This is a genomic window from Apibacter raozihei (assembly GCF_004014855.1).
In the GTDB taxonomy this organism is placed as follows: domain Bacteria; phylum Bacteroidota; class Bacteroidia; order Flavobacteriales; family Weeksellaceae; genus Apibacter; species Apibacter raozihei.
This window is the reverse complement of the sequence record NZ_CP034930.1, coordinates 1,614,958-1,637,221: the sequence shown is the minus strand read 5'-3', so window position 1 is coordinate 1,637,221 and position 22,264 is coordinate 1,614,958. Positions and strand designations below refer to the sequence as shown.

Annotated in this window: 20 protein-coding genes and 1 tRNA gene; 11 read left to right on the top strand and 10 right to left on the bottom strand. The window is 31.1% G+C overall.

Features of this window, described 5'->3' with window-relative positions; translation table 11 throughout:
• Position 1 precedes the first annotated feature (1 nt).
• Together mutL and EOV51_RS07345 are read right to left on the bottom strand one after the other, a co-directional pair.
• A complete protein-coding gene (gene mutL, locus EOV51_RS07350; RefSeq protein ID WP_128151393.1) occupies positions 2-1,762 on the bottom strand; it encodes a DNA mismatch repair endonuclease MutL in 1,761 nt (586 codons plus the stop codon).
• 108 nt (positions 1,763-1,870) lie between these two features.
• Positions 1,871-2,308, bottom strand: a complete 438-nt coding sequence (locus EOV51_RS07345) for a hypothetical protein (RefSeq protein ID WP_128151391.1) — start codon at positions 2,306-2,308, stop codon at positions 1,871-1,873.
• 356 nt (positions 2,309-2,664) lie between these two features.
• On the opposite strand from EOV51_RS07345, the gene EOV51_RS07340 reads away from it, so the two are divergent.
• From EOV51_RS07340 to EOV51_RS07330, 3 genes are all read left to right on the top strand, one after another.
• Positions 2,665-3,195, top strand: a complete 531-nt coding sequence (locus tag EOV51_RS07340) for a hypothetical protein (RefSeq protein ID WP_128151389.1) — start codon at positions 2,665-2,667, stop codon at positions 3,193-3,195.
• A gap of 188 nt (positions 3,196-3,383) precedes the next feature.
• Positions 3,384-5,207 carry an ATP-binding protein gene (locus EOV51_RS07335; RefSeq protein ID WP_164875261.1) on the top strand — a complete coding sequence of 608 codons (1,824 nt, stop codon included), beginning with the start codon at positions 3,384-3,386 and terminating at the stop codon, positions 5,205-5,207.
• Between the two features lie 16 nt (positions 5,208-5,223).
• On the top strand, positions 5,224-5,883 hold the full coding sequence (locus tag EOV51_RS07330; protein WP_128151385.1) for a response regulator transcription factor: 660 nt from the start codon (positions 5,224-5,226) through the stop codon (positions 5,881-5,883).
• Positions 5,884-6,574: 691 nt separating this feature from the next.
• Here the strand turns inward: EOV51_RS07330 and EOV51_RS07325 are convergent.
• Positions 6,575-6,648, bottom strand: a tRNA-Asn gene (locus EOV51_RS07325).
• Positions 6,649-6,829: 181 nt separating this feature from the next.
• Between EOV51_RS07325 and EOV51_RS07320 the strand changes: the two genes are divergently transcribed.
• Genes EOV51_RS07320 through EOV51_RS07305 form a run of 4 tightly spaced genes read left to right on the top strand, consistent with a single transcriptional unit; the run spans position 6,830 to position 10,218 of the window.
• Complete coding sequence (locus EOV51_RS07320; RefSeq protein WP_128151383.1) at positions 6,830-7,339, top strand: DUF7935 family protein; 510 nt, start codon at positions 6,830-6,832, stop codon at positions 7,337-7,339.
• Positions 7,340-7,362: 23 nt separating this feature from the next.
• Positions 7,363-8,040 carry a RadC family protein gene (gene radC, locus EOV51_RS07315; RefSeq protein ID WP_128151381.1) on the top strand — a complete coding sequence of 226 codons (678 nt, stop codon included), beginning with the start codon at positions 7,363-7,365 and terminating at the stop codon, positions 8,038-8,040.
• Between the two features lie 17 nt (positions 8,041-8,057).
• Complete coding sequence (locus tag EOV51_RS07310) at positions 8,058-9,308, top strand: polysaccharide deacetylase family protein (protein ID WP_128151379.1); 1,251 nt, start codon at positions 8,058-8,060, stop codon at positions 9,306-9,308.
• The gene (locus tag EOV51_RS07305; protein ID WP_128151377.1) at positions 9,301-10,218 is read left to right on the top strand and encodes a hypothetical protein; all 918 of its coding nucleotides are present in this window, start codon (positions 9,301-9,303) and stop codon (positions 10,216-10,218) included. The genes EOV51_RS07310 and EOV51_RS07305 overlap by 8 nt, the downstream gene beginning before the upstream one ends.
• A gap of 31 nt (positions 10,219-10,249) precedes the next feature.
• Here EOV51_RS07305 and EOV51_RS07300 read toward each other — a convergent pair whose 3' ends face one another.
• On the bottom strand, positions 10,250-12,271 hold the full coding sequence (locus EOV51_RS07300; protein ID WP_128151374.1) for a M3 family metallopeptidase: 2,022 nt from the start codon (positions 12,269-12,271) through the stop codon (positions 10,250-10,252).
• A gap of 77 nt (positions 12,272-12,348) precedes the next feature.
• A complete protein-coding gene (locus EOV51_RS07295) occupies positions 12,349-13,041 on the bottom strand; it encodes a metal-dependent hydrolase (RefSeq protein ID WP_128151372.1) in 693 nt (230 codons plus the stop codon).
• 85 nt (positions 13,042-13,126) lie between these two features.
• Between EOV51_RS07295 and EOV51_RS07290 the strand changes: the two genes are divergently transcribed.
• Positions 13,127-13,726 (top strand): porin family protein, encoded by a 600-nt coding sequence (locus EOV51_RS07290; RefSeq protein WP_128151370.1) that lies wholly within the window; start codon positions 13,127-13,129, stop codon positions 13,724-13,726.
• A 31-nt stretch (positions 13,727-13,757) separates the two neighbouring features.
• Entirely contained in the window at positions 13,758-15,167 is a 1,410-nt protein-coding gene (locus EOV51_RS07285; RefSeq protein ID WP_128151368.1) for a right-handed parallel beta-helix repeat-containing protein, read from the top strand.
• A gap of 40 nt (positions 15,168-15,207) precedes the next feature.
• Here the strand turns inward: EOV51_RS07285 and EOV51_RS07280 are convergent, their stop codons facing one another.
• The 3 genes from EOV51_RS07280 to EOV51_RS07270 form a co-directional block, all read right to left on the bottom strand.
• Positions 15,208-15,570 carry a carboxymuconolactone decarboxylase family protein gene (locus tag EOV51_RS07280; RefSeq protein ID WP_128151366.1) on the bottom strand — a complete coding sequence of 121 codons (363 nt, stop codon included), beginning with the start codon at positions 15,568-15,570 and terminating at the stop codon, positions 15,208-15,210.
• A gap of 105 nt (positions 15,571-15,675) precedes the next feature.
• Positions 15,676-19,077, bottom strand: a complete 3,402-nt coding sequence (locus EOV51_RS07275) for a hypothetical protein (protein WP_128151364.1) — start codon at positions 19,075-19,077, stop codon at positions 15,676-15,678.
• Between the two features lie 43 nt (positions 19,078-19,120).
• The gene (locus tag EOV51_RS07270) at positions 19,121-19,663 is read right to left on the bottom strand and encodes a hypothetical protein (protein ID WP_128151362.1); all 543 of its coding nucleotides are present in this window, start codon (positions 19,661-19,663) and stop codon (positions 19,121-19,123) included.
• A gap of 139 nt (positions 19,664-19,802) precedes the next feature.
• Between EOV51_RS07270 and trxA the strand changes: the two genes are divergently transcribed.
• Complete coding sequence (gene trxA, locus EOV51_RS07265) at positions 19,803-20,099, top strand: thioredoxin (protein ID WP_128151360.1); 297 nt, start codon at positions 19,803-19,805, stop codon at positions 20,097-20,099.
• On the opposite strand, the gene EOV51_RS07260 is transcribed toward trxA, so the two are convergent.
• Positions 20,087-20,551, bottom strand: a complete 465-nt coding sequence (locus EOV51_RS07260; protein ID WP_228427772.1) for a regulatory protein RecX — start codon at positions 20,549-20,551, stop codon at positions 20,087-20,089. The two genes, trxA and EOV51_RS07260, sit on opposite strands and share 13 nt — an antisense overlap.
• Before the next feature lie 103 nt (positions 20,552-20,654).
• Between EOV51_RS07260 and EOV51_RS07255 the strand changes: the two genes are divergently transcribed.
• Positions 20,655-21,071: a hypothetical protein gene (locus tag EOV51_RS07255; RefSeq protein ID WP_128151356.1), complete on the top strand. Its 417-nt coding sequence runs from the start codon at positions 20,655-20,657 to the stop codon at positions 21,069-21,071.
• A 102-nt stretch (positions 21,072-21,173) separates the two neighbouring features.
• On the opposite strand, the gene dinB is transcribed toward EOV51_RS07255, so the two are convergent.
• Positions 21,174-22,256: a DNA polymerase IV gene (dinB, locus tag EOV51_RS07250; protein ID WP_128151354.1), complete on the bottom strand. Its 1,083-nt coding sequence runs from the start codon at positions 22,254-22,256 to the stop codon at positions 21,174-21,176.
• Positions 22,257-22,264 lie beyond the last annotated feature (8 nt).

Genomic DNA, 22,264 nt, shown 5'->3' with positions numbered 1-22,264 from the left:
ATTAATCAAAGTCTGGTATATTTATAATTTCATAATTCATTTTGCCAAATGGGTTAATTTTTGGACTGCCTATACTTTCAAAGTTCTGCCAGATAGGAAAAAGCTGAGAGGCACGAATAAACTCATTTCTTTTTTTTGCGGAGACTCTGGACACTGATTTACTAAAAAAAACGGAAAACTCATTTTCCGAATGTTCGGAAAGCTCACAGAGTAAATCGTCAATAAGTTCTAAAATTTTATCCTGAGGAATATCTGAGGGTATAGCTGTAATAGTGACAATGTCCTGTTCTATTTCCATATCAAATCCCTGTGCAAAAAGAAATGTTTTGATAGAATCTAATTTTTCTTTTTCCATTTCGTACACAGGCCTTTCCAGGGGAAATAGTAATTGCTGACTTAAAGCATTACTCTTTGAACTTTTTAAATGTGTCTCATATAATACGGTCTGATGTATTCTGTAAGGATCCAAAATCCATAAACCTTTATCTTTTTCAACCAGCCATTTCCCATTGGATAATCGTATCAATGAACTTTCTTCGACTTGCTGAACAGGTAAATCAAATAAATCTGATGTCAAAATTTCATTTCTTGATGAAGCGTATATTTCTGTTAAATTTATCTTTTCAGCATTAGTAGCTTTTGTAATTGATGAATTTTCAAAAGGATTATAAGAGGGATTTATCTTGATTTTCGGCTCTGCAATGGGAGTATTTTTTTTTACTGGAGGCAAATTCCAATCAGGATTTTGTTCAAAATCAAGACTTGGAGCAACATTATAAACTCCTAAAGATTTTTTTATCGCAGTTCTTAAAAGTGCGTAAATCGATGATTCATCTTCAAATTTTATTTCAGTTTTTGTAGGATGAATGTTTACATCAATTTTTTCAGGATCTATATCTATATACAAAAAAAAGGAAGGCAAATATCTTGGAGGTATTAAACCTTCAAAAGCATCCTGAACTGCTTTATTTAAATAATTAGATCGGAAAAAACGCTGATTTACAAAAAAAAACTGCTCTCCTCTTGCCTTTTTTGCACTCTCAGGTTTACCAATAAATCCATGAACCTGAATCCAGTCAAGCTGTTCCGAAATAGGAACCAACTGGTTTTGAATTTTCCGTCCGAATATTTCAGAAATTCGTTGCAATAAACTTCCCGGCCTTAAACGAAACAATTCCTCATTGTTGTTAAAAAACTGAAATTGAATTGCTTCATGTGCCAAGGCCACCCGATGAAATTCATCCATAATATGTCGAATTTCAACAGAATTTGATTTTAAAAATTTCCGTCTTGCAGGTACGTTAAAAAATAAATTTTTAACCATAAAAACAGATCCTGTAGAACAGGTAACCGGTTCTTGTGAAAGAATGTCTCCTCCTTCTATGATTATATGAGTACCCACTTCATCTTCTTCCTTTTTTGATTTTAGTTCCACTTGTGCTACAGCTGCTATAGATGCTAACGCTTCCCCTCTGAATCCTTTGGTTTTTATACGGAATATATCTTCAGTAGCTGATATTTTTGAAGTAGCATGTCTTTCAAAAGCCATTCTTGAATCCGTTATACTCATCCCTAATCCATTATCTACGACCTGAATTAAATTCCTGCCTGCCTCTTTAATGATCAGTTGAATTTGTGTTGCTTTCGCATCCACGGCATTTTCCAAAAGCTCCTTAACCACAGAGGCCGGTCTTTGCACAACCTCTCCTGCAGCAATCTGGTTAGCTACGTTTTCTGGAAGTAAACGAATAATGTCTGGCATAGATACAAAGTTATTTAAAACTTTTAAATTTCGAAACGTTCCTCTTATTTATATTTTTGATTAGTTAATAACAGATTCATACGCAGATATAAGTAAAAAAAGCATTCTTTATCTATTATGTGAAAATGAAGAATATTTATTATTTTTCATTCTATTTGATTGATCCTTTTTTTTTTGAAAAAATAACGTATCATCATGTAAAGGTTTGTTGAAGCCTGAAAATCCTGCTTTCACTTCTCTTTGATTTAATTCTGTTATTCTTTTATGCTTTTTACTATAAAAATCAATGACATTATCATATCCCAGGTATTTACATATAAAATCAATGATCCTACGATTAGGTATACCTGTAGCATTATCCCTGCCATCAATAAATTTATCGTAATACCTCACAAATGTTTTTTCGCTTACATAAATTTTATATAAATTTTCAATTTTAAAAGATAAATATTTAGAAAGAGGTGTTTTCAAATTTTGCAAAGATTCTTTCCTAGCCTTTTCGAAAGCTAAAATGATCACTTCTCTTATAACCTCTTTATATTCCATAGCTCCACCCCTGATTACAACTCCAATTTTAGCAATATAAAATATATCAACAATATTTATAGTAATATTTCACAAACTCTAAATTGTCTATAACAAGTCGTTAGTTTGTCTCTATTTTTATTACCATAAATTATTTACTTTGCCTCAGAATTTGATTTAGTACTTATTACAAATGTACAAAATGAATTCAAAAACGAAATACAAAAATAGCTGAACATTAAGTGGATTGGGAAGCATTTGACAACAGTTATTTTTTTATTTCACACTTCCCAAAATCCTAAATAAAGTATTAAAAAAACTTTCAATTCGACTTTATTAATTAGTTGGATAGTATCAAAATTTTAAATTATAACAAAATGAAAAAATTATTATTTTTAACAATAGCCAGTTCTTTTTTATCTCTAACTTCATGTGTAGATGACTACAATGACATCTCCAATTCTCTACCACTAAACGATAAATCAGAATTAAAAGCCGACTCAACAAACATATCCTCTAATGTTAACAGCCAATCTACAGCTGTAACTACCCCACCAACCAGTGGAGAAACAGGACATGTTGCCGCTGAAAATGCAAATCCTACCAGTGGGGAAACCGGGCATGTTGCCGCCGAAAATGCTAACCCAACCAGTGGAGAAACAGGACATGTTGCCGCTGAAAATGCAAATCCTACCAGTGGGGAAACCGGGCATGTCGCTGCTGAAAATGCAAATCCAACCAGTGGAGAAACAGGACATGTTGCCGCTGAAAATGCTAAACCTACCAGTGGGGAAACCGGGCATGTTGCCGCTGAAAAAGTTAGTACTAATAATAAAAATACCAGTGGAATAATATCTAAATATTCAATTTTAACTAGTGGAGAAACCGGACATGTTGCTGCTGAATAAGCACAAAGAAATGAATTGATAATATTTGAATATATTTGTAAAGAAAAAAATCACCTTATATACAATAAAGAGCATATGACAAAATTATGCTCTTTATTTTTGTTTTTATCTAAAAAAATTAACTAAATTTCATTTTTTAATTTCGTTACTTATCATTTAGCTGATCCATCTAAATGAAATTTTTAAAAATGAAAAAAAGTTTTATAATATCTCCCATTTTCTGTCTTCTTCTTTTTTTTCTTTGCATCCATTGCAAAGATAAGAATCCACTATCTTTAAAAAACACTCTTTCTAATGACAATGAGAAAGTCACAAAGTATAATGATTCTAGCTTCAGACATAGTAATAAAGATATTGAAAAAGCAAAAAAAAGTGATAATACTACGAAGCTGGGACAAATATATTTTCAAATCGGACATTATTTTTTAAATAAAAATATTAACGATAGCGCGTACTTCTATTATAATCATGCAAAAGAAATATTTATCCCACTAAGAGACAGTTCATACACAGGCAAAAGTTTATTAAATATGGCTATTTGTCAGGCAAATGAAGGAGATTATTACGGAAGTGAAGAAACGGCTGTTGATGCTTTAAGATTTCTTAAATCCCCCAAAGATGATAATTATATAGCTTCTGTTTACAACACTCTCGCTATATGCAAGACTGAACAAAAAAATTATTCGCAAGCTATTGAATATTATCAGTTGTCTTTAAATGCTACTAAAACTAAATTTCTAGAACTGAACATAAAAAATAACCAAGCTGTTGTAAATATTAAGGCAAAAGAATATGATATTGCCATTCAGCTTTTAAATTCTTTAAATAATGATAGTATTTTTCTAAATGAAAAGTCTGAAAAATACATTAGTTTAAAAACCAGAATAGAGGATAATTTAAGCTATGCCCAATGGTTAAACGATCCTGGCTATGATGCAGCACCGGAAATGATTAAAGCTTTAAAAATACGAGAAAACATTAATGATCTATCCGGTCAGATAGCCAATCACTCTCACTTAACTGACTATTTTACTAAGAAAAATATATCATTAGCTATATTACATGCGAAGAAAATGTATGAAATAGCCAAAAAATCTGGTACTCCTGATGATCAACTGGAAGCTTTAAACAAACTGATCAATCTCGAAAATCCGGAATCTTCAAAAAAATATTTCACTGCTTATATCTCACTTAATGACAGCTTGCAAACAGAAAGAAACTATGCTAAGAATCAATTTGCGTTAATACGCTATGAGGTAGGAAAAAACAAAGAGGAAAATTTAAAGTTAAAAGCAGAAAATGCCCAAAAGAACTATCAAATACTTAGGCAAAAAGTTATTGCAGCATCGATAACAGGAGTTACAATTATGGGATTGGTTTTCTTTTTAATCTGGTTTAAAAGAAGACAAGAAAGATTCGAAAGAGAAAAACTTGAAGAAGTACACCGTACCGAATTAAAATATTCTAAGAAAATTCACGATGAAGTAGCTAATGGTATTTATTATTTGATGGTACAACTTGAAAACAACCCTTCCATTAAAGTTGAAAACATTAATAATAATCTGGAAGAATTATACAACAGATCCAGAAACATTTCTCATGAATCAGAACTTAAAACTGACATGAAAAATGACTATTCAGGTCTTTTAAAAGATATGCTGCAACCTTACGGCACTAATAATCTCAGAATTATTATCATTGGAAATGACGAAGAAATCTGGGAAAAACTTTCAATCGAAAAACGAGAAGAGATCTATTATATCCTTATCGAACTGATGACTAACATGAAAAAACATAGCAAAGCCTCGTTGATCACTTTAAAATTTAAAAAAGAATACTCTAAAATCTTTATCGAATATTTTGATAATGGCATAGGATTAGATAGTGATAACTGGAAGCCAGGCCGTGGAGTAAAAAATATGGAAAACCGTATAAATTCTGTTCAAGGTAAAATTCATTTTGATACAGATAATAAAAAAGGAACATCTATCAAAATCACTATAACTACTTAACTAAAAGCTTACAGCTATGTTTAAAAAAATACTTATTGCAGAAGATTTTGACAGCTACAACATAGCTGTTAAAAAAACTGTTGAAGAACTAAATGTTTCCGTAGTGGATCAGGTCTTTTATTGTGACGATGCGTTGCTAAAAATACAACACGCCTTGCTGGCCGGAGCACCGTACGAACTACTAATTTCTGATCTTTCTTTTAATTCAGACTACAGAGAACAACGATTGCAGGGTGGAGAAGATCTCATACAGGAAGCCAGGAAAGAACAACCTTCATTAAAGGTTATTATTTTCTCTATTGAAAACAGATTTCATAAAATTAAAACCATGTTTGATAAATATCAAATAAATGGCTTTGTTAGTAAAGGGCGTAATGATGCTAAAGAACTTAAAAAAGCTATTACAACCATTTATGAAGGTCAAAATTATATTTCTAATAATGATTCTGTTCAGCAAAACAATATATACGAGTTTTCTGAATATGATATTAACTTATTAAAGTTGTTATCTCAAGGTTATACTCAAAAAGAAGTCGAGCATTATTTAAAGAAAAATAATATAACACCTAACAGTGAAAGCTCAATTGAGAAAAGATTAGCTATTTTACGTGAATCACTGGACGCCAAGGATACAAAACAATTATTGAGCATAGTCATAGAACTGGGAATCATTTAAATTTACAGAAACAAATTTTATTTTTTTTCTTCTTTACGGATTTCCGTAAGGATTTGAACATTTCTTACCATACCTTTGTTTCATCATTGATTTAAGGCTCTTTTAGATGAAAAATCGTTACCAAATTTTATCTAAAGGAAAAAATTAGTAAATATTCAAACATAAGTTGTACAAAAAATGAATTGTTAGCAAATGTTCTTCCCGTTTAAGATGCTTTTTTAATTACTTTTAGTAAAAATTAGTATTTATCGGCGGATGTTTAGTAACAACAATTTTAAAGGTATTGATGAGAGAGGCATCAATACCTTTTTTATTTCTAGATTCAAATACTTAAGTTTTTTTACAAAAATTTAAGTATCTTCTCAAATCAACGAATTTCGTTTCGTAATTGATTTAATAACATCTCTCTTATTTAAACACTTGTTTGCTTAAAAAAATCGAAACTTTTATATTCTATTTAGATTAATTATTTAAAATTTAAATTAATATTGTTTGTAGCTATCTTCTAAGTTCTCATGCGCATTCTCTTTATAGCAAATGATTATTTTTTAGATACAATTGAATCTAAATTACAAATACCCACAAACCATATTTTGGATATATATAAGAAAGCATTAGAACAATTTTGATGTCGGATTAGAAAAATATAAATAAAAAGGACTTACAAATATTGTAAGTCCTTTTTATTTAGCTCCTCCTGCTGGGCTCGAACCAGCGACCCTCTGATTAACAGTCAGATGCTCTAACCAACTGAGCTAAGGAGGATTTTGCGTGTGCAAATGTATTTGATTTTTCCGTAGTATCCAAATGTTTTTTTATTTTTTTTCTTTACATTTTTTTAATGAATTAATTATCAGCCTAAAAAGAAATATTTTTTATTTATTAATCATAATTTTCACTTTTTACAATTAATATATTATTTTTGTTTAGACTTTAATTCTTTCTAATGGACAGCACTTATCTCTTATTATTTATAATTATCATACTAGTTGTAATTGGTGGCTTTTTTTTAATCATACACCGTTTTTTACAATCTGAAAAAGAAAAACAAAATTTTGAATTACGACTCAAATATTCTGAAAACTTATTACCTTCCAAATTGCAGGCATATGAACGCATGGCTCTTTTTTTAGAAAGAATACGTCCTTCTTTTTTAATAAGAAATATCTCAGCATCCGGAAATGTCGAAAATTATGAATATTTACTTATTGAAACCATTCAAAAAGAATTTGAACACAATCTGGCTCAACAGATTTATATATTCCCTAAGACTTGGGAAATTATTTTATCTGCTAAAAATGCTACCCAATTACTTATCAAAGAGGCTGCCCGATCTCTGGATAAACAAAGTCCCGCTGACAACCTTCAGCAGGAGATTATTAAAAGCTCTTTAAATGAACAGTCGTCTCCATCTACAACAGCTCTATTATATTTACAAAAAGACATTCAAGGATGACATAATTTAATAATAAATCAATTATGAACATAAAATCTCTTGCTTTAGATGAAAGACCCAGGGAAAAGCTTTTAAGTAAAGGTAGAAATTCACTGTCGGATGCAGAACTTTTAGCTATTATTATTGGAAGCGGATCGAAAGAAGAAAGTAGTATTTCTCTGGCTCAAAGAATTTTAGTTTCGGTTAATAACAACTGGAATGAGCTTGCTAAATTATCCATTCAGGATTTATGTAAATTCAACGGCATTGGAAAGGTAAAAGCGATAGAAATAATAACTTCACTGGAAATAGGCAGAAGAAAAGCATTACAAGAAGCTTTAAAACGAAAAACCATATCATCTTCCAAAGATGCCTTTCACATTATTCATCCTATTATAGGGGATAATACTGTTGAGGAATTTTGGGCTATATTTCTGACCAGATCCAATAGTGTTCTACGTACCGAAAAAATATCTCAGGGAGGAATTACAGGAACGGTCGTAGATTCCAGGCTAATATTTAAAATGGCTTTGGAATTAAATGCCGTCTCATTAATAATCTCACATAATCATCCTTCAGGAAACATTCATCCCAGTAAAGCCGATTTAGACATTACAAAAAATATTAAAGAAGCAGGTAATTTATTAAACATTAAATTAGTCGATCACCTCATAATCACTCAAACTTCCTATTATAGCTTTGCGGATGAACATATTTTATAAAAACTAAAATTAAAGCAATGATTCTGATTTATGTTCCCGAAATTACTCCAAGAATTAAATACATCTTTACGTTTATTTTCGAACATATTTTAGAAAACCCTATCCAAATTACTGATAATCCCCACTTTTTTATAACTCAAACATCGACCAAATTCTCATATTGTCAACATCCATTAGCCGATGAAATACATTTTCACTGTATGCACTTGTTATTTGAAAATGGTATAAGGGAACAAAATACAGAAAAGTTATTAAAAGATCCTTTTGCCTGGAGCTTTTATCTTCTTTCCAGATACGAAGAGTATTTACCTTATGAAAAAGATTCACATAACCGGTTTTCTTACCAATCTTCAAATGCAAAAAACAATACTGATATTTTATCTCCCTGGATTGATCTGTTTGCTTATGAATTAGCTGAAGATCTTAAAATCTCTGCTAACATGAATGATCATGTTAATAGAAAATTTGAGTTTTGTAATACTATAGACTTAGATCATCCCTGGAAATATAAGCATCATTCCATAATCAGAATTTCAGGTTCAATAGCAAAAAAATTAGTAAGGGGTAATTTTAAAATTTTAAAGGATCAACTCAGGGTATTATTGAACTTAAAAAATGATCCATATTTTATCTATAAAAAAATATCTGGATTAAATATACCTACCACTTATTTTATACCTTTTGGCGGGAATGGAAAATATGATACTAATCATTCTCCTAACAACTATCATTATAAACAGTTAATTTTAAAATTAAATAATAAACCAAATACTTATCTCGGAATTCATCCCAGTTATTTTTCCAATTCCAATGCTAAAACTTTAGAAAATGAAAAACTTGGTTTGGAACATCTGATAAATCAACCCATACTACGTTCCAGACAACATTATATTATGTTACAGATTCCTCAAACGTACCATAACTTATTAACATCAGGCATTAAAGAGGATTTTACTATGGGTTATCAGGATCATGCCGGATTCAGAGCCGGAACCTGTACTCCTTTTTATTGGTTTGATCTGACAAAAAATAAGGTCACTGAATTAAAAGTATATCCATTTTGCATTATGGATGTAACTTTGAAAAATTATATGAATTTATCTGTTAAAGAATCTAAAGTGCTGATTGATGAATTAATTAAATCTGTACGTTCAGTCAACGGACACTTTATTTCTATTTTTCATAACGATAGTATTTCAGGCTATGGAGAATGGAAAGATTGGGAAACACTCTACGATTATCTGATTGAAAAATGTAAAAATGATTAAGAAATTCTCCCACAAAACGATTGATAAAAAGGTTTACGGCCTTGCATTGGAAAGCACTAAGAATTATATGATTTATGCGGAATTATGGTTTTTGGACATAGTTTCTCCAGATGGATATGATTTATGGATATTAAATGATTTTGAAGCCATAATGCCTGTACCTTACCAAAAAAAAGCAGGATGCAAATTTGTAATTCAACCTCCTTTTTGTCAACAGTTAGGAATCTTTTACAAAAAATCTATTTCCATCAATGATTTTTCAGCTTTATTTTCAAAATTAAACCAATATAAAGTACGAAATTATCACTTTAATGAGGATAATACTCAATACTTTAAAAATGAAATGCCTGTATTATTCAGAACCAACCAAACATTATATTTAAATAAAGACTATTCAGAACTTTATAAAAAGTTTAATAGCAACCGTAAACGTGAAATAAATAAACTACAAAGGTTAGCAGATTTTAAAGTAACTGAAAGTTTTTCTATAGATGCAATTTTCAAAATTGTTAACGATAATGAAGATATTTTTCCCCATAGAAACAGATTACTTCTTCGTAAGCTATTAGAAACTGCAGATCATAGGAAAAAACTATATTCTTTTTTTATTATACCTGATTATAAAGATTCTCCAATCACATGTCTTATCCTGATAAAATCCTGTAATAGAGTTATCAGTCTTTTACCTTTACGTGCGAAAGATACTTTTAAAGGAACTATCAGTTATTTATATGATAAATTATTTAAACAATTTTCAAACTCTCCTATCCTCTTCGATTTTGAAGGATCCGAAATATCTGGAATCTATAATTTTAATAAAAGTTTTGGAGCTGAAAACATAACTTATGCCAGCTTTACAAATTTTAAATGGTTTGAAATTCTAAAAAAAATCAGAAATTCAAACCATTAATTTATTTGAGTTTTAAACTATTTTAGTTTAGCTAAATTAAACCTGCCCTTTTTAAAAGAGCTTCCGGCTGAGGTTTTCTCCCTCTGAAAGCTACATAAAGTTCCATAGGATCTTCGGTACCTCCCTTACTTAATAAAGTTTTAAACTTTTCAGCTGTTTCTTTGTCAAAAATTCCCATTTCCTGAAAGAAGCCAAATGCATCGGCATCTAATACTTCTGCCCATTTGTATGAATAGTATCCTGCTGCGTACCCTCCCTGAAAAATATGTGAAAATGAGGCACTCATGGCTGTTTTATCTATAGTTGGATATAATTGGGTTTTAACTATCTGATTTTTTTCAAAATCTTCTACAGAATCCGAGATATCTAATTTATTGGTATGATAAGCCATATCTAGCAATCCAAAACTAATTTGCCTTACTGTTTGATATCCTTGCATAAAATTGGCAGATTCTACAATTTTATCTATTTTTTCTTCACTAAGAATTTCCCCGGTTTGATAATGTTTGGCAAACGTCTTTAAGAATTCTTTTTCAAAGCAATAATTCTCCATGAACTGCGAAGGTAATTCAACAAAATCCCAGTAAACATTTGTACCGGATAAAGATTCAAAAGTAGTATTTGCTAAAATACCGTGCAATGCATGTCCAAACTCATGAAATAAGGTAGTAACTTCTGTAAAGGTTAATAAAGAAGGTGTTTCATCGGTAGGGCGTGAAAAATTACATACTATGGAAACATGGGGTCTTATATTTTGCTGCAACGTTTTATATTGACCTTTATAAGATGTCATCCATGCTCCGGCACGTTTTCCTTCTCTTGGAAAAAAATCTGTGTAGAATAAAGCAAAATGTTTTCCTTCTTCGTTCAGTACTTCATAAACATTTACTTCCGGATGGTATTTTTGTATATCATTTCTTTCTACAAATTGCAAACCGTACAATCGTTTAGCTGCATCAAAAGCCGCATCTAAAACCTGATTTAAAGGAAAATAAGGTTTCAATTCTTCTTCTGAAAGAGAAAATTTTTGTTCTCTCAGCTTTTCTGAATAATAAGCATGATCAAATGGCATAAGTTCCTCAATACCATCTGATTCTGCTAATTTTTTAAGCTCTTCAATCTCAGATTCTGCTTTGGGTTTTGCTTTTTCAAGCAAATCATTTAAGAATTCGATTACCATATCCGGATCTGAAGCCATCCGTTCCTGCAAAACCAAATCAGCATAGGTTTTAAACCCTAATAGTTTAGCTTTATCTTCCCGTAACTTAACAATTTTATGAATTACAGATTCATTATTATATTCATTGTTTTTAAATGCTTTTTGTGAAGATGCCAAGTAGATCTTTTCCCGCAAATTCCGATTTTCTGAATATTTTAAAAATGGTACGTAGCTGGGAAACTGGAGTGTAAAAACCCAGCCGCTTAAGTTGCGATTTTTAGCTTCCAGTTGTGCCATTTTCTTAATTGATTCAGGAATACCTCTTAAATCTGCTTCTTCTGTTATATGAAGTAGATAATCATTGGTTTCCTTTAATACATTTTGTCCAAATTGTATACTTAAAACCGAGAGTTGATTAGATATATCTCTTAGTTTTTGCTTATCTTCATCAGATAGCAAAGCCCCATTTTTAATAAAATCTTTATACGTTTTATCTAATAAGCGATGTTCTTCTTGACTCAATTTAGATTTGAGGGTTGATTCGTAAACAATCTTTACTCTTTCAAACAGTTTTTCATTAAATATAATATCATTACCAAATTCTGTAAGCATTGGAGATATCTCCTGAGCAAGATTTTGTAAATAATCATTGGTTTCTGCAGAGTTTAGATTAAAAAAAACGGAAGAAATTATGTTTAGTTTTTTTCCTACTTTTTCCAATGCTACAATGGTGTTAACAAAGCCTGGAGGAGCTGAATCCGTAGTAATTTCTTCAATCTCTTTTTTTGCTTCTGCAAGAGCTTGTTCTATTGCAGGTTTAAAGTCTTCCTGCTTAATATTTTCAAAGGGCACGCTCTGAAAGGGCGTATCAAATTCTTTTAATAAACTATTCATTGTCGTTAGTAAAATAAAGCCGTTTAATTTTAGATGATAAACGGCAAAAATACATATTTATATTTGAGTTATAAAAACTATACAAATGTGTTTACATCAACCGTTCCTCCTATGGGAAGAAAAGTCAGGTGTTTTTCTTCGGATAAAAACAAATGCTGCGCTTTATCTTTATTTACTCTGATAGCGGGAAAAGTATCGTAATGTGACGCTATGGTATTTCTTGTATTTACAAATTTTGAGGCAGCTACTGCATCGTATACTCCCATAGTGTAATTATTGCCTATCGGAAGAACTGCTACATGAATATATCCATACACATACGGTAATAGTTTCATATCCATGGTTAATGCTGTGTCTCCTGCATGATAAATCACTTTTCCATCCATTTTCATTAGGAAACCACAAGCAAGTCCACCATAAGAACCGTCGGGAAATGATGAACTATGAACTGCCGCCACCATTTTTACTCTTCCAAAATCAAACTTTTTAACTCCTCCTATATTCATGGATATTACCTTATATCCTAATTTTTCATAATGGGAAGCAATTTCTGCATTGGCAAGAATAGTTGCATCATTGTTTTTGGCAATAGTTTCCACATCCAAAATATGGTCGAAATGAGCATGGGTTAAAAATATGTAATCAGCTTTTATCTGATTGATATCTATATCTTTTGCCAGCTCATTACCGGAAATAAAAGGATCAATGATTACTTGTGATGACGAAGTCTTGTAGCCAAAGCATGCATGGCCGTAATATATTATTTCCATTTTGGTTTTTATTAATTTTATATCTATATCAAATGTAATAAATAATAATTATCTTTGAAAAAATTTGAAGGAAAACATTTCATTTATGATTAAAAAATTGTTTGTTATCAGCCTGCTTTTAGTTAGTATAAATGCTTTAACCCAAATTAATTTAGGAGTAAAAGGAGGAATGGCTTTCGGATATTCCGGAAATTTGAAACAAACAATAACCGATATTAAAGAAAGTAATGCTAAAAATAATATAGGCTGGCATTTGGGAGCATTTATGCGGATAAATATTTCTCACTGGTTTTTACAACCTGAACTATATTATTCTGATATGAAAACAGAATTTAATTCTTACTCTGAAGGAAATTTTGCCTCCCACTCCCAACGGCTTGATGTTCCTGTTTTAGCAGGCAGAAAAATTTTGGGAATAGGCCGTATTTATGCAGGTCCTGTTTTTTCTTCTTCTCTAAGTGAAAAAATCTCCCTGAACCATATTGAAAAAACGAAAACTGACGATTTAGCTTTAGCAGGGCAATTGGGAACAGGTATAGATCTATCATCTTTAACTTTCGATGTTCGATACGAATTTGGATTTACTCAAAGTCAAACTAATTTTGTTAATAAGTATACGAATCAGGAATTTAAAATCGAAAAAAGACCCAATTCTTTAGTTGTTAGTATAGGATATAAATTTTAGTAATGGTACACCTCATTTAAATAAAATAAAAATGAAAAAAATATCTTTATTTTGCACGTTGTTGTTTTTTACAGTTTTAATTTATTCATGCCGTGACGATTATAAATTTGATTCTGCTTCACATCCGCTCAGATTCTCCAAAGATACGGTTATGTTGGATACTGTTTTTGCAGAAAACCGTTCGGAAACTTATGTATTAAAAGTTTACAATCAGCAAAACGAAGATGTAACAATTCCACGTATATACTTGGAAAAAGGGAGCTCATCGCAGTTTAAGATTAATGTAGATGGCATTGCAGGAAGCTCCGTGAATAATAACAGCTTTGAAAATGTTCCTTTAAGAGCTAAAGATAGTTTATATATTTTTGTCGAAATAGCACCGAATGCTATTACTTCTACTGAAGCCTTGGCTGATGAAGATTTACTTTTTTCAACAGTTGGTAGTTTACAAAAAGTAAAGCTCTTGTCACTTGTTGAAAATGCTGATTTTTATTTTTCAAAGTCCGGAACCCGGGAAATATCTTCCGATGTTACCTGGGATAATTCAAAGTCTAAAGTGATTTACGGAAATCTTAAATTTACTCAAGGAGCCAAATTAACTATAAAGGAAGGAACCCGTGTGTATCTTCACAAAAATGCAAATTTAATTATTGATGAAGCAAGTAGCTTGGCTATTGAAGGTAAATTAGGAAACGAAGTTACTATCCGTGGTGATCGCCATGATACGAAATATGATTCCCTTCCAGATAACTGGAACCAAATCAAGTTATCTTCGGGTTCAACTGCTTCTATTGATTATGCTATAATAAAAGGCGGAAATACTGGTCTTTCTCTTGATAAAAACGCTACTGTAAGCATTTCTAATACACAATTATACAATTTCAGAACTGCGGGTATTTATTCAGCCGGTGCTAAAATAACCGGTTCTAATGTTGTAATAAACAATTGTGGTTCTGCTGATTTATATTTAGAAAACGGTGGTACCTATGATTTTACTCATTGTTCTTTTGGCAATTACTGGAATCTGACGGCAGGTAATGCATATTCTCTCTATTTATCAAATTCCTATAACCAATCGGGAGCAACTGTTTATAATGCTTTAAATGCTATTTTTAAAAATTGTATTTTCTGGACACTTCGTGCAAACAGTATTGCAATGAATAAAAATTCGAATGCTGAATTTGTGTATAGTTTCGATACAAATATAATTAAAAACGGAACTAATGGCTTAGTTATAGATAACGACCCCGGTTTTAAAAACATCCTTGTTAATAAAGATCCTCTTTTTTATAGAACAAACTATTCCAATACCCTCCTACGCCTGAAAGAAAATTCTCCTGCTCTGGGTATTGCCAATACGATATATTCTAATCTCGTACCCAGTGATATCAACGGAGTTTCAAGAATTACTTCTCCTTCGCTAGGAGCTTATCAAAAATAATGAAATAGTTTATACTGTTTTTTAAGCTGTTTGTAGTTTTTTAAAAAACGGATTTTGCAATTTTAAGGGCCTCAGTAACCTTAGGAAAGCCTACATAAGGTAAACAATGCAATATAACATCAACAATTTCCTGAGGCGTTAGTCCAACGTGTAAGGCACCTTTGATATGACCTTCAAGTTCTGCTTCCACTCCTCCTTGAGTTAAAAGGCTTGTAATTGTAACTATTTGTTTGGTTTTTAGTGAAATACCTTCTCTTGAATATATTTCACCATAGGCAAATTCCGTAATGTATTTAGCAAAGTCCGGATTCAGGTTTACCATATCACTCAGATTTTTACTTCCAAAATCACCATAGATAGCCTTAATGTTTTCCAACCCTTTTTCTTTGTAATCTTCTGCCATTTTAATAAAGTTTTAAGTTATTGAATACAAAAATACAGAATATATTTACACTGAAATCCTGTATTTTGTATTTTAAATAATATGTTACTGTTTAAACGGGAATAATCAAAAATTGGCTCTTAATTGAACGCTTCCTGTATGTATAGTTTTGGATTTTTCATTTTTACGACCATCATAAATTACATTTAAGGTAAAAGTAGCACTCAGCTCTCTTTGTATGTATGCTTTCCAAACCATATTTTTACCATCCAGCAAGCCTTCCATCATTTGATTTGCAACCATAGAATAATTGTTGCCTGTTAAATCATTTTGTATATAAGAAAATGTACCATTTAATGAGGTTTTTCTTTCATCATTCCATCGTAACTCAATACCGGCCTGTTTCCAGATAAGTTTTTCATCTCCTGTCCTATTTTTCTTATTTTGATATTTGAAAAAAGCACTGGCACTGATATTTTTCTGAATTTCATAAGTTACGGAAGGATGTATGCCATAACTTTCGATAGTAAAACGCTTGGTGGAAAAAAGCTGGGAGTAACTTTTATCGTTCATAAAATTGTTGCGCAATCCGAATATCCATGAATTCCAGGGTTTATAATTAATCAAAACCTGATAATTCCTATTATCACGTGTTTCTTTCCCGGTATAAACATATTGTGTATTGTCACTTTTAATAAACTGTAATACTCCTGTCCACTTATGAATACTTAAACGGTTAAAAGATAAATTTCCTGTTACACTACGAACCTGAGTCAATAATTCTTTATCAGAAAATGGATTTAATTCTGCTGTTTTATTTTTTTTCCAAAAGGTAGAATATGACTGAAAAGAAGATTGGAAATTTACCCTTTCCCACCACAGGGCCTTCATAAATCTTGAAGGATTCAGCTGTAATGTAAAGTTTAACCTGTTACGATTTGATTTTTGATATTTTATATTGTCTGTATAAACTCTGATATATTGTGCCTGATCACTGAATTCAGCTATTTCAAATTCATCGAGCTCTTCTATTCCGTTTTGATTATAATCCGTCCATTTGTAAATTCCCTGCCCGTCTGTAACCTTTACATATTTGAACTCACGTTGGGCTTCCTGTCCACTAGACAATTCATATAATGCATTTAAGATAATACCATTATTTAAAAATAATTTATTCCAACGGATAGCTCCCAATGCATAGTTTTCATCTTTTTGGTTTTGATATATATCTTTATTATAGTGTACTTTTCGGTAATGAGCTTCGACACTCAAGCTATGGTTTCCGGTTTTAATAAGCTGGGTATTTAAAACAACGCCATAGGTATTAGTAAAATTCTTCATATTACCAATTCGCACTGAATCATCGGAACGCATGTATAATTTCAGCTGTGTAACCATACGAACACTGTCTAACGAACCATAAACATATAGTTCCCTCCACGAAAAACTTGCCCGACTGTATTGAGATGTTATTTTATCCTTTATCTGATTATTCTCACCTTTAAATCCTAAACCGGATTTAAAAATATTGAATCTTTTGTTTATCTCTGAAGCATGTTTTACATAATCAGATTTTAAACTGTCTTTGGCTGTCGTATGCAAATAACTCCATTGAGTAAATATGTGTGTTGAATTACTTTTAAATTCAGCAAATAAATCATTTTTATATCCTTTATAGAAGTTCTGTTCTTCCAGATAATTTAATGTATAATTTATAGTCCAGCGTTTATGAATAACATTTTTCCAATCTAACCTGAACTTATTTTGGTTTCTGTTGTTAAACTCTTGTGATATATTAAAATCTCTTCCAAACTCAACATTATTAATTCGCTCAAGTATATAAAAATTCTTTTGCAAAAAAGCATGTTCCAAATGTAATTCGCTCTTCCACCTTTCTCTGGTTATCTTTTTATCTATATAAAGCCTGCTGGCAAAGCCTATGTTTTCGGAATTACCTATAGATGAAAATGTGTTTTCATCTCGGTTACTGATTGCTAAATTTACTCCTACTTTACCGTTTTCAAACCTATACTCTGAATTGGATGAAAAGATTTGTGTTTTTTGTGGAGGTATGAGTTTGGTAACCGGCTCGTAATCACCTTGTAAAACATTATTTACAGGAGGAATATATTCATAAACTCTTCCGTTTACAGGCAATTGGACAATCCGGTAATTCCCTTTATTGGCTCCCATATAAGAAAATGAAAGTGTATATAGAATTTCGGAACTGTCTGTGGAATATTCGTATATACTTATCCCTCCCCAATCTATTTTCTTATATAAAATTTTGTTGGGATCATAATCTGTTATTACTTCATTGACAGCAAACATTCTATCTTGATCGTTACCTGCCTGACTAAGTACTATTTTCTGGGCATCGGTTAAATCCTGGTTACTGTTTTTACCATCTGTTTCTGAGAAAATATGAGCATTAAAACTAAATCTTTCAGATTCGTATTTTCCTCCTGCATAAAATAAAAAACGATTGTAGGTTGTGGTATTATAAATATATTCTACTACAATCCGACTACTCGCAGCTATATAGCTTCTCGAAGTAAAGGTTAACTCTCCTGTGTTATAATTAATGACATAGTCTTTATCTTCACCTCTGACTAAGAGAACTCCATTAATATAAACTTTTTCAGAGCCGGATATGACTATGATAAACAATTCCCCTTGTTTTCCTTTTAATTTGTATGGCCCCTGATTTCCTTCCACTCCATTGAACTGCATTCTGTTAAACTCTCCTCTTGATAAGGACCCAACAGCATATAAATCTGTATAGGAATTTTTATGTTCTAACCGTGTTCCTATTTGTATACCTGTAATTTTTCTGGAAAAATTTGCAAAATAATCTGAAGACTGAACTAAATCCAAATGTCCAGCCCGAATGTATGAAGCCTTATTAGAAAGCTCTATATAAATTTTGTCGAATTCATCAAGCCTTTGAGTATATCCATCTGACTGTATAGGAATATTATGATCGGAAATTGCAGCTTTAATTCGTATGTCTTTACTCAGCTGTCCTGACAGTTCCAAATCCAGAGATGATTGTACTGAAGCACTTTGATTATTACCGAAAGTTATTCCCCTGACCATTGATCCGGAGCTAGTTAAACCCTGAAAAAAATCATTTTTCTTTTTTCTTTCAGCTGTTATTTCATATAATTTCCGGGGTTTATTTAAGGTTACAATAAGATTTGTATCTTTGGAGTATACTATATTTTCTTTTTTTACAGGGAAAATATAATACCCAATGGTCAAAGTTTGATTGAGCAAAGAATGATCTACTTTTAGTAAATTCGCAGAAGAATCAAATTTATAAAGATTCGGAAGAACTGCCTGACCCAAACTATCCTTAATATTGATTTGTCCGGGAATAATGCTGAGTGTATCAAGGACTATGAGACTATCCTGAATCTGCAAAGTTTTAATCCTGAAATTTGAATTTTTCCAATCAATATCCTGTGCATGGAAAATTAATCCCACGAACATAAACATAACTATGAATATTGATTTATTTTGCAATTTTTTAATGAATTAAACGAAATTACTATTCTTTTGTTATTTATTAATAACAAATCTCTTCTTTTTTGTAGTCGCTTAACTGGTTTAGTTCATTATGAATTTTATTTTCCCACTCTTTATTGATATCTTCCAAAATTCCATGATGTGTTTCATTATCATATAATTCCTGCATCTTCATATATTCTTTGAAAAGTGGCTGATAAATCTCAACTTGTGAATCTTTAGGCTCTACAGGATTTTTTGAAAATGCTTTCCTTAATTTTCTTGAAAATATTTCTGCTATATCAAAATGAAGTTGTTCATGCTTTAGTATATGCTCATTTTTCACTCTTACCCACGAAAGTTGAGGTACAAAAAAAGCTTTTACTTTATATTTGTATACATTTCCCTGTAAAATACAACTGTTATACTGTATGCCGCAAAAACTCAAAGCCGCTATTTTATTGTTTGAATTTTGGGACTTTCCTTTAAAATTTTTCCATGATAAACTATTCTCTTCACTCCAAAAAATTTTCCTATATGCTTTTTCCTGACCATACGCAAACGAAATTATTCCTAAAAAAATAAGATACTTGATAATGTTCATACAGCTACTGGTTTTTAATTTATTGTAAAGTTACGGTATTAGAAATATACTATCTTACTCAGCCGGAGACTTATTGTCATTATTTTTGAATTGGATTGATTTTTGAATGATATATCATATAACTAAAAAACAGAATAAAATGTCTAAATTTTCAGATATTATAAACAGCGAAAAAACCGTATTACTGGATTTTTCAGCTGAGTGGTGCGGTCCCTGTAAAATGATGGCTCCCATACTAAAAGAAGTAAAAGATAAACTGGGTGAACAGCTCACTATCTTAAAGATTGATATAGATAAAAATCGTGAATTTGCTGATTCTTATAATATTCGCTCGGTTCCAACTTTAATGATTTTTAAAAACGGAAATCTAAAATGGCAGGAGAGTGGAGTTAAGCCTGCTGTTGAGTTAGAAAAGATTATTCATCAATTTTCATAAAATGTGTTTATAACTTCATAAACTAAAAAACTTTCATATCCTTTCTGAGAAAGGTACATTGAAAGTTTTTTTCTTTTATTAAAAACGGAGGCTTCCCTGGGTAATATTTCCCATTTTTTCTTTGCCAATAGATTTAAAACTTCTAAGTAATCTTCTTCCTTAATTTCCTGAAGCCCCTTTTCTACCAATTTTTCGGGTATTTTTTTTTGCTTCAGCCCCATCTTTATTTTAATTTTACCCCAATTTTTTTGATAAAATTTACCTCTGGCATAAGAGCAGGCAAACCGTTCTTCATTCAGAAAATTATTTTGTATAAGCCATATTATAATTTCTCCACGTTCTTCTTCATTTAAATAACCGTAGCTTTTCATTTTTTGTTCTACCTCCCAGTGACTTCTGTCCTGATAAACACAATAATCCGCTAACTTTCTTTTAATTTCTGAGATTGACACCAATTTTATATTGCTTAAATTCCGAAGTAAATTTATAAAATTATAATTAAGTCGATTCTTATTTTTTTTAAGTAATTTTAACAACTCAAAAAACAGATACATTATGAAAACAGGAAAATATTTCCTATCTTTTTTATTTATTTTTGTACTAGGCGCTAATCTTCTATGTGCTCAGCAGGCTCCTAAAATAAACCCTTCAGAAGTAGCTGAGAATCAAATTAATTCTTTAAGCAAAGATATTCCTGATTTGGATGATTTTCAGAAACTTGAACTTCGTGACTTTATTATTGAAAACACAAACAAAGTTAAAGGTGCAATGGAAAGTAATGTTGACTCTGATAATTTACAATTAATAATCCTAAATACCAGCAGAGATTTCGATAATAAACTTAAAGAAGTTCTTCTTCCTGAACAGTTTGAAAAATACATGGAACTCAGACGGAAACAAGCCGCTGAGGGAGAAAATAAAAAGAAAAAAAATAAACGAAATAAGGACAAGAAACGATTGGAAACTGATTAATTTATATTAAATTATTCAATTTACATATAACTACCTCCTCTTTATCAAAAAATATTACTGAGAACATATTTATTTTTTTTAAACTACGAAATACGGAGTTTATTAATCATATTCTCTAAATGGAATTTTTAATTGTGCTCCAGATTTTATTTCCTCTTCGAAATCTGTTTCAGAGTTTTTAACGCTTAATCCAATAAGTCTTATTTTGGTTGATATATTTAAACCATGAAGTAATTCCAGTGATGTCTTATACAAATTTTGATATTCTGAAATTGGTGTTAAAAGAGTTTTAGATCGCGAAACAACTTTAAAATCAGAAAACTTAACTTTTAATGTAACTGTCCTTCCTTTGAATGAGTTTTTTTTAATTCTTTGGATAACTTCTTTTGCTACTAATTCCAATTCACTATACAAAGTTTGAAGTGAATCAGTGTCATACATAAATGTGTTTTCAGCACCTATGGACTTTCGTATCCTGTTAGGATTCACTTCCCTGTAATCTAATCCTCGCGCATTTAAATAGTAACTTTTACCTTGTTTACCAAATAGTTGAATAAGCTCTGATTCTGTTTTCTGTTTTAGATCCCAGCCCGTATTTATTCCTAGCAAATGAAGTTTTTCCGCTGTTTTTTTTCCAATTCCAAAAAAATCTTCAATATTTAAACTTTCAACAAATTTTTCTGCTTTTTGAGGAGTAATGATAAATAATCCGTCAGGCTTATTATAGTCTGAAGCAATTTTAGCTAAGAATTTATTAAAAGACACTCCTGCGGAAGCTGTTAAATTAGTTTCTCTAAGAATATCTACTTTAATTTTCTTAGCAATTTCCATGGCAAACTCCTCATTTACATGATTTTCAGTAACATCTAAAAAAGCTTCATCCAAAGAAAGAGGCTCTACTAAATCAGTATAATTATAAAAAATATCTCTAATCTGTCTGGACACGGATTTATAAACTTCAAAACGTGTGGGAGCAAAAAGAAGATCCGGACATTTCCGCAATGCCAACTTAGAAGACATAGCTGAACGAACACCAAATTTACGCGCTTCATAACTAGCGGCAGCTACCACGCCTCTGTCTCCTGCATAGCCTACCGCTAAGGGCTTACCCCTATATTCTTCATGGTCTCTCTGCTCTATGGAGGCATAAAAAGCATCCATATCTATGTGAATTATTTTACGCACTGAGTACA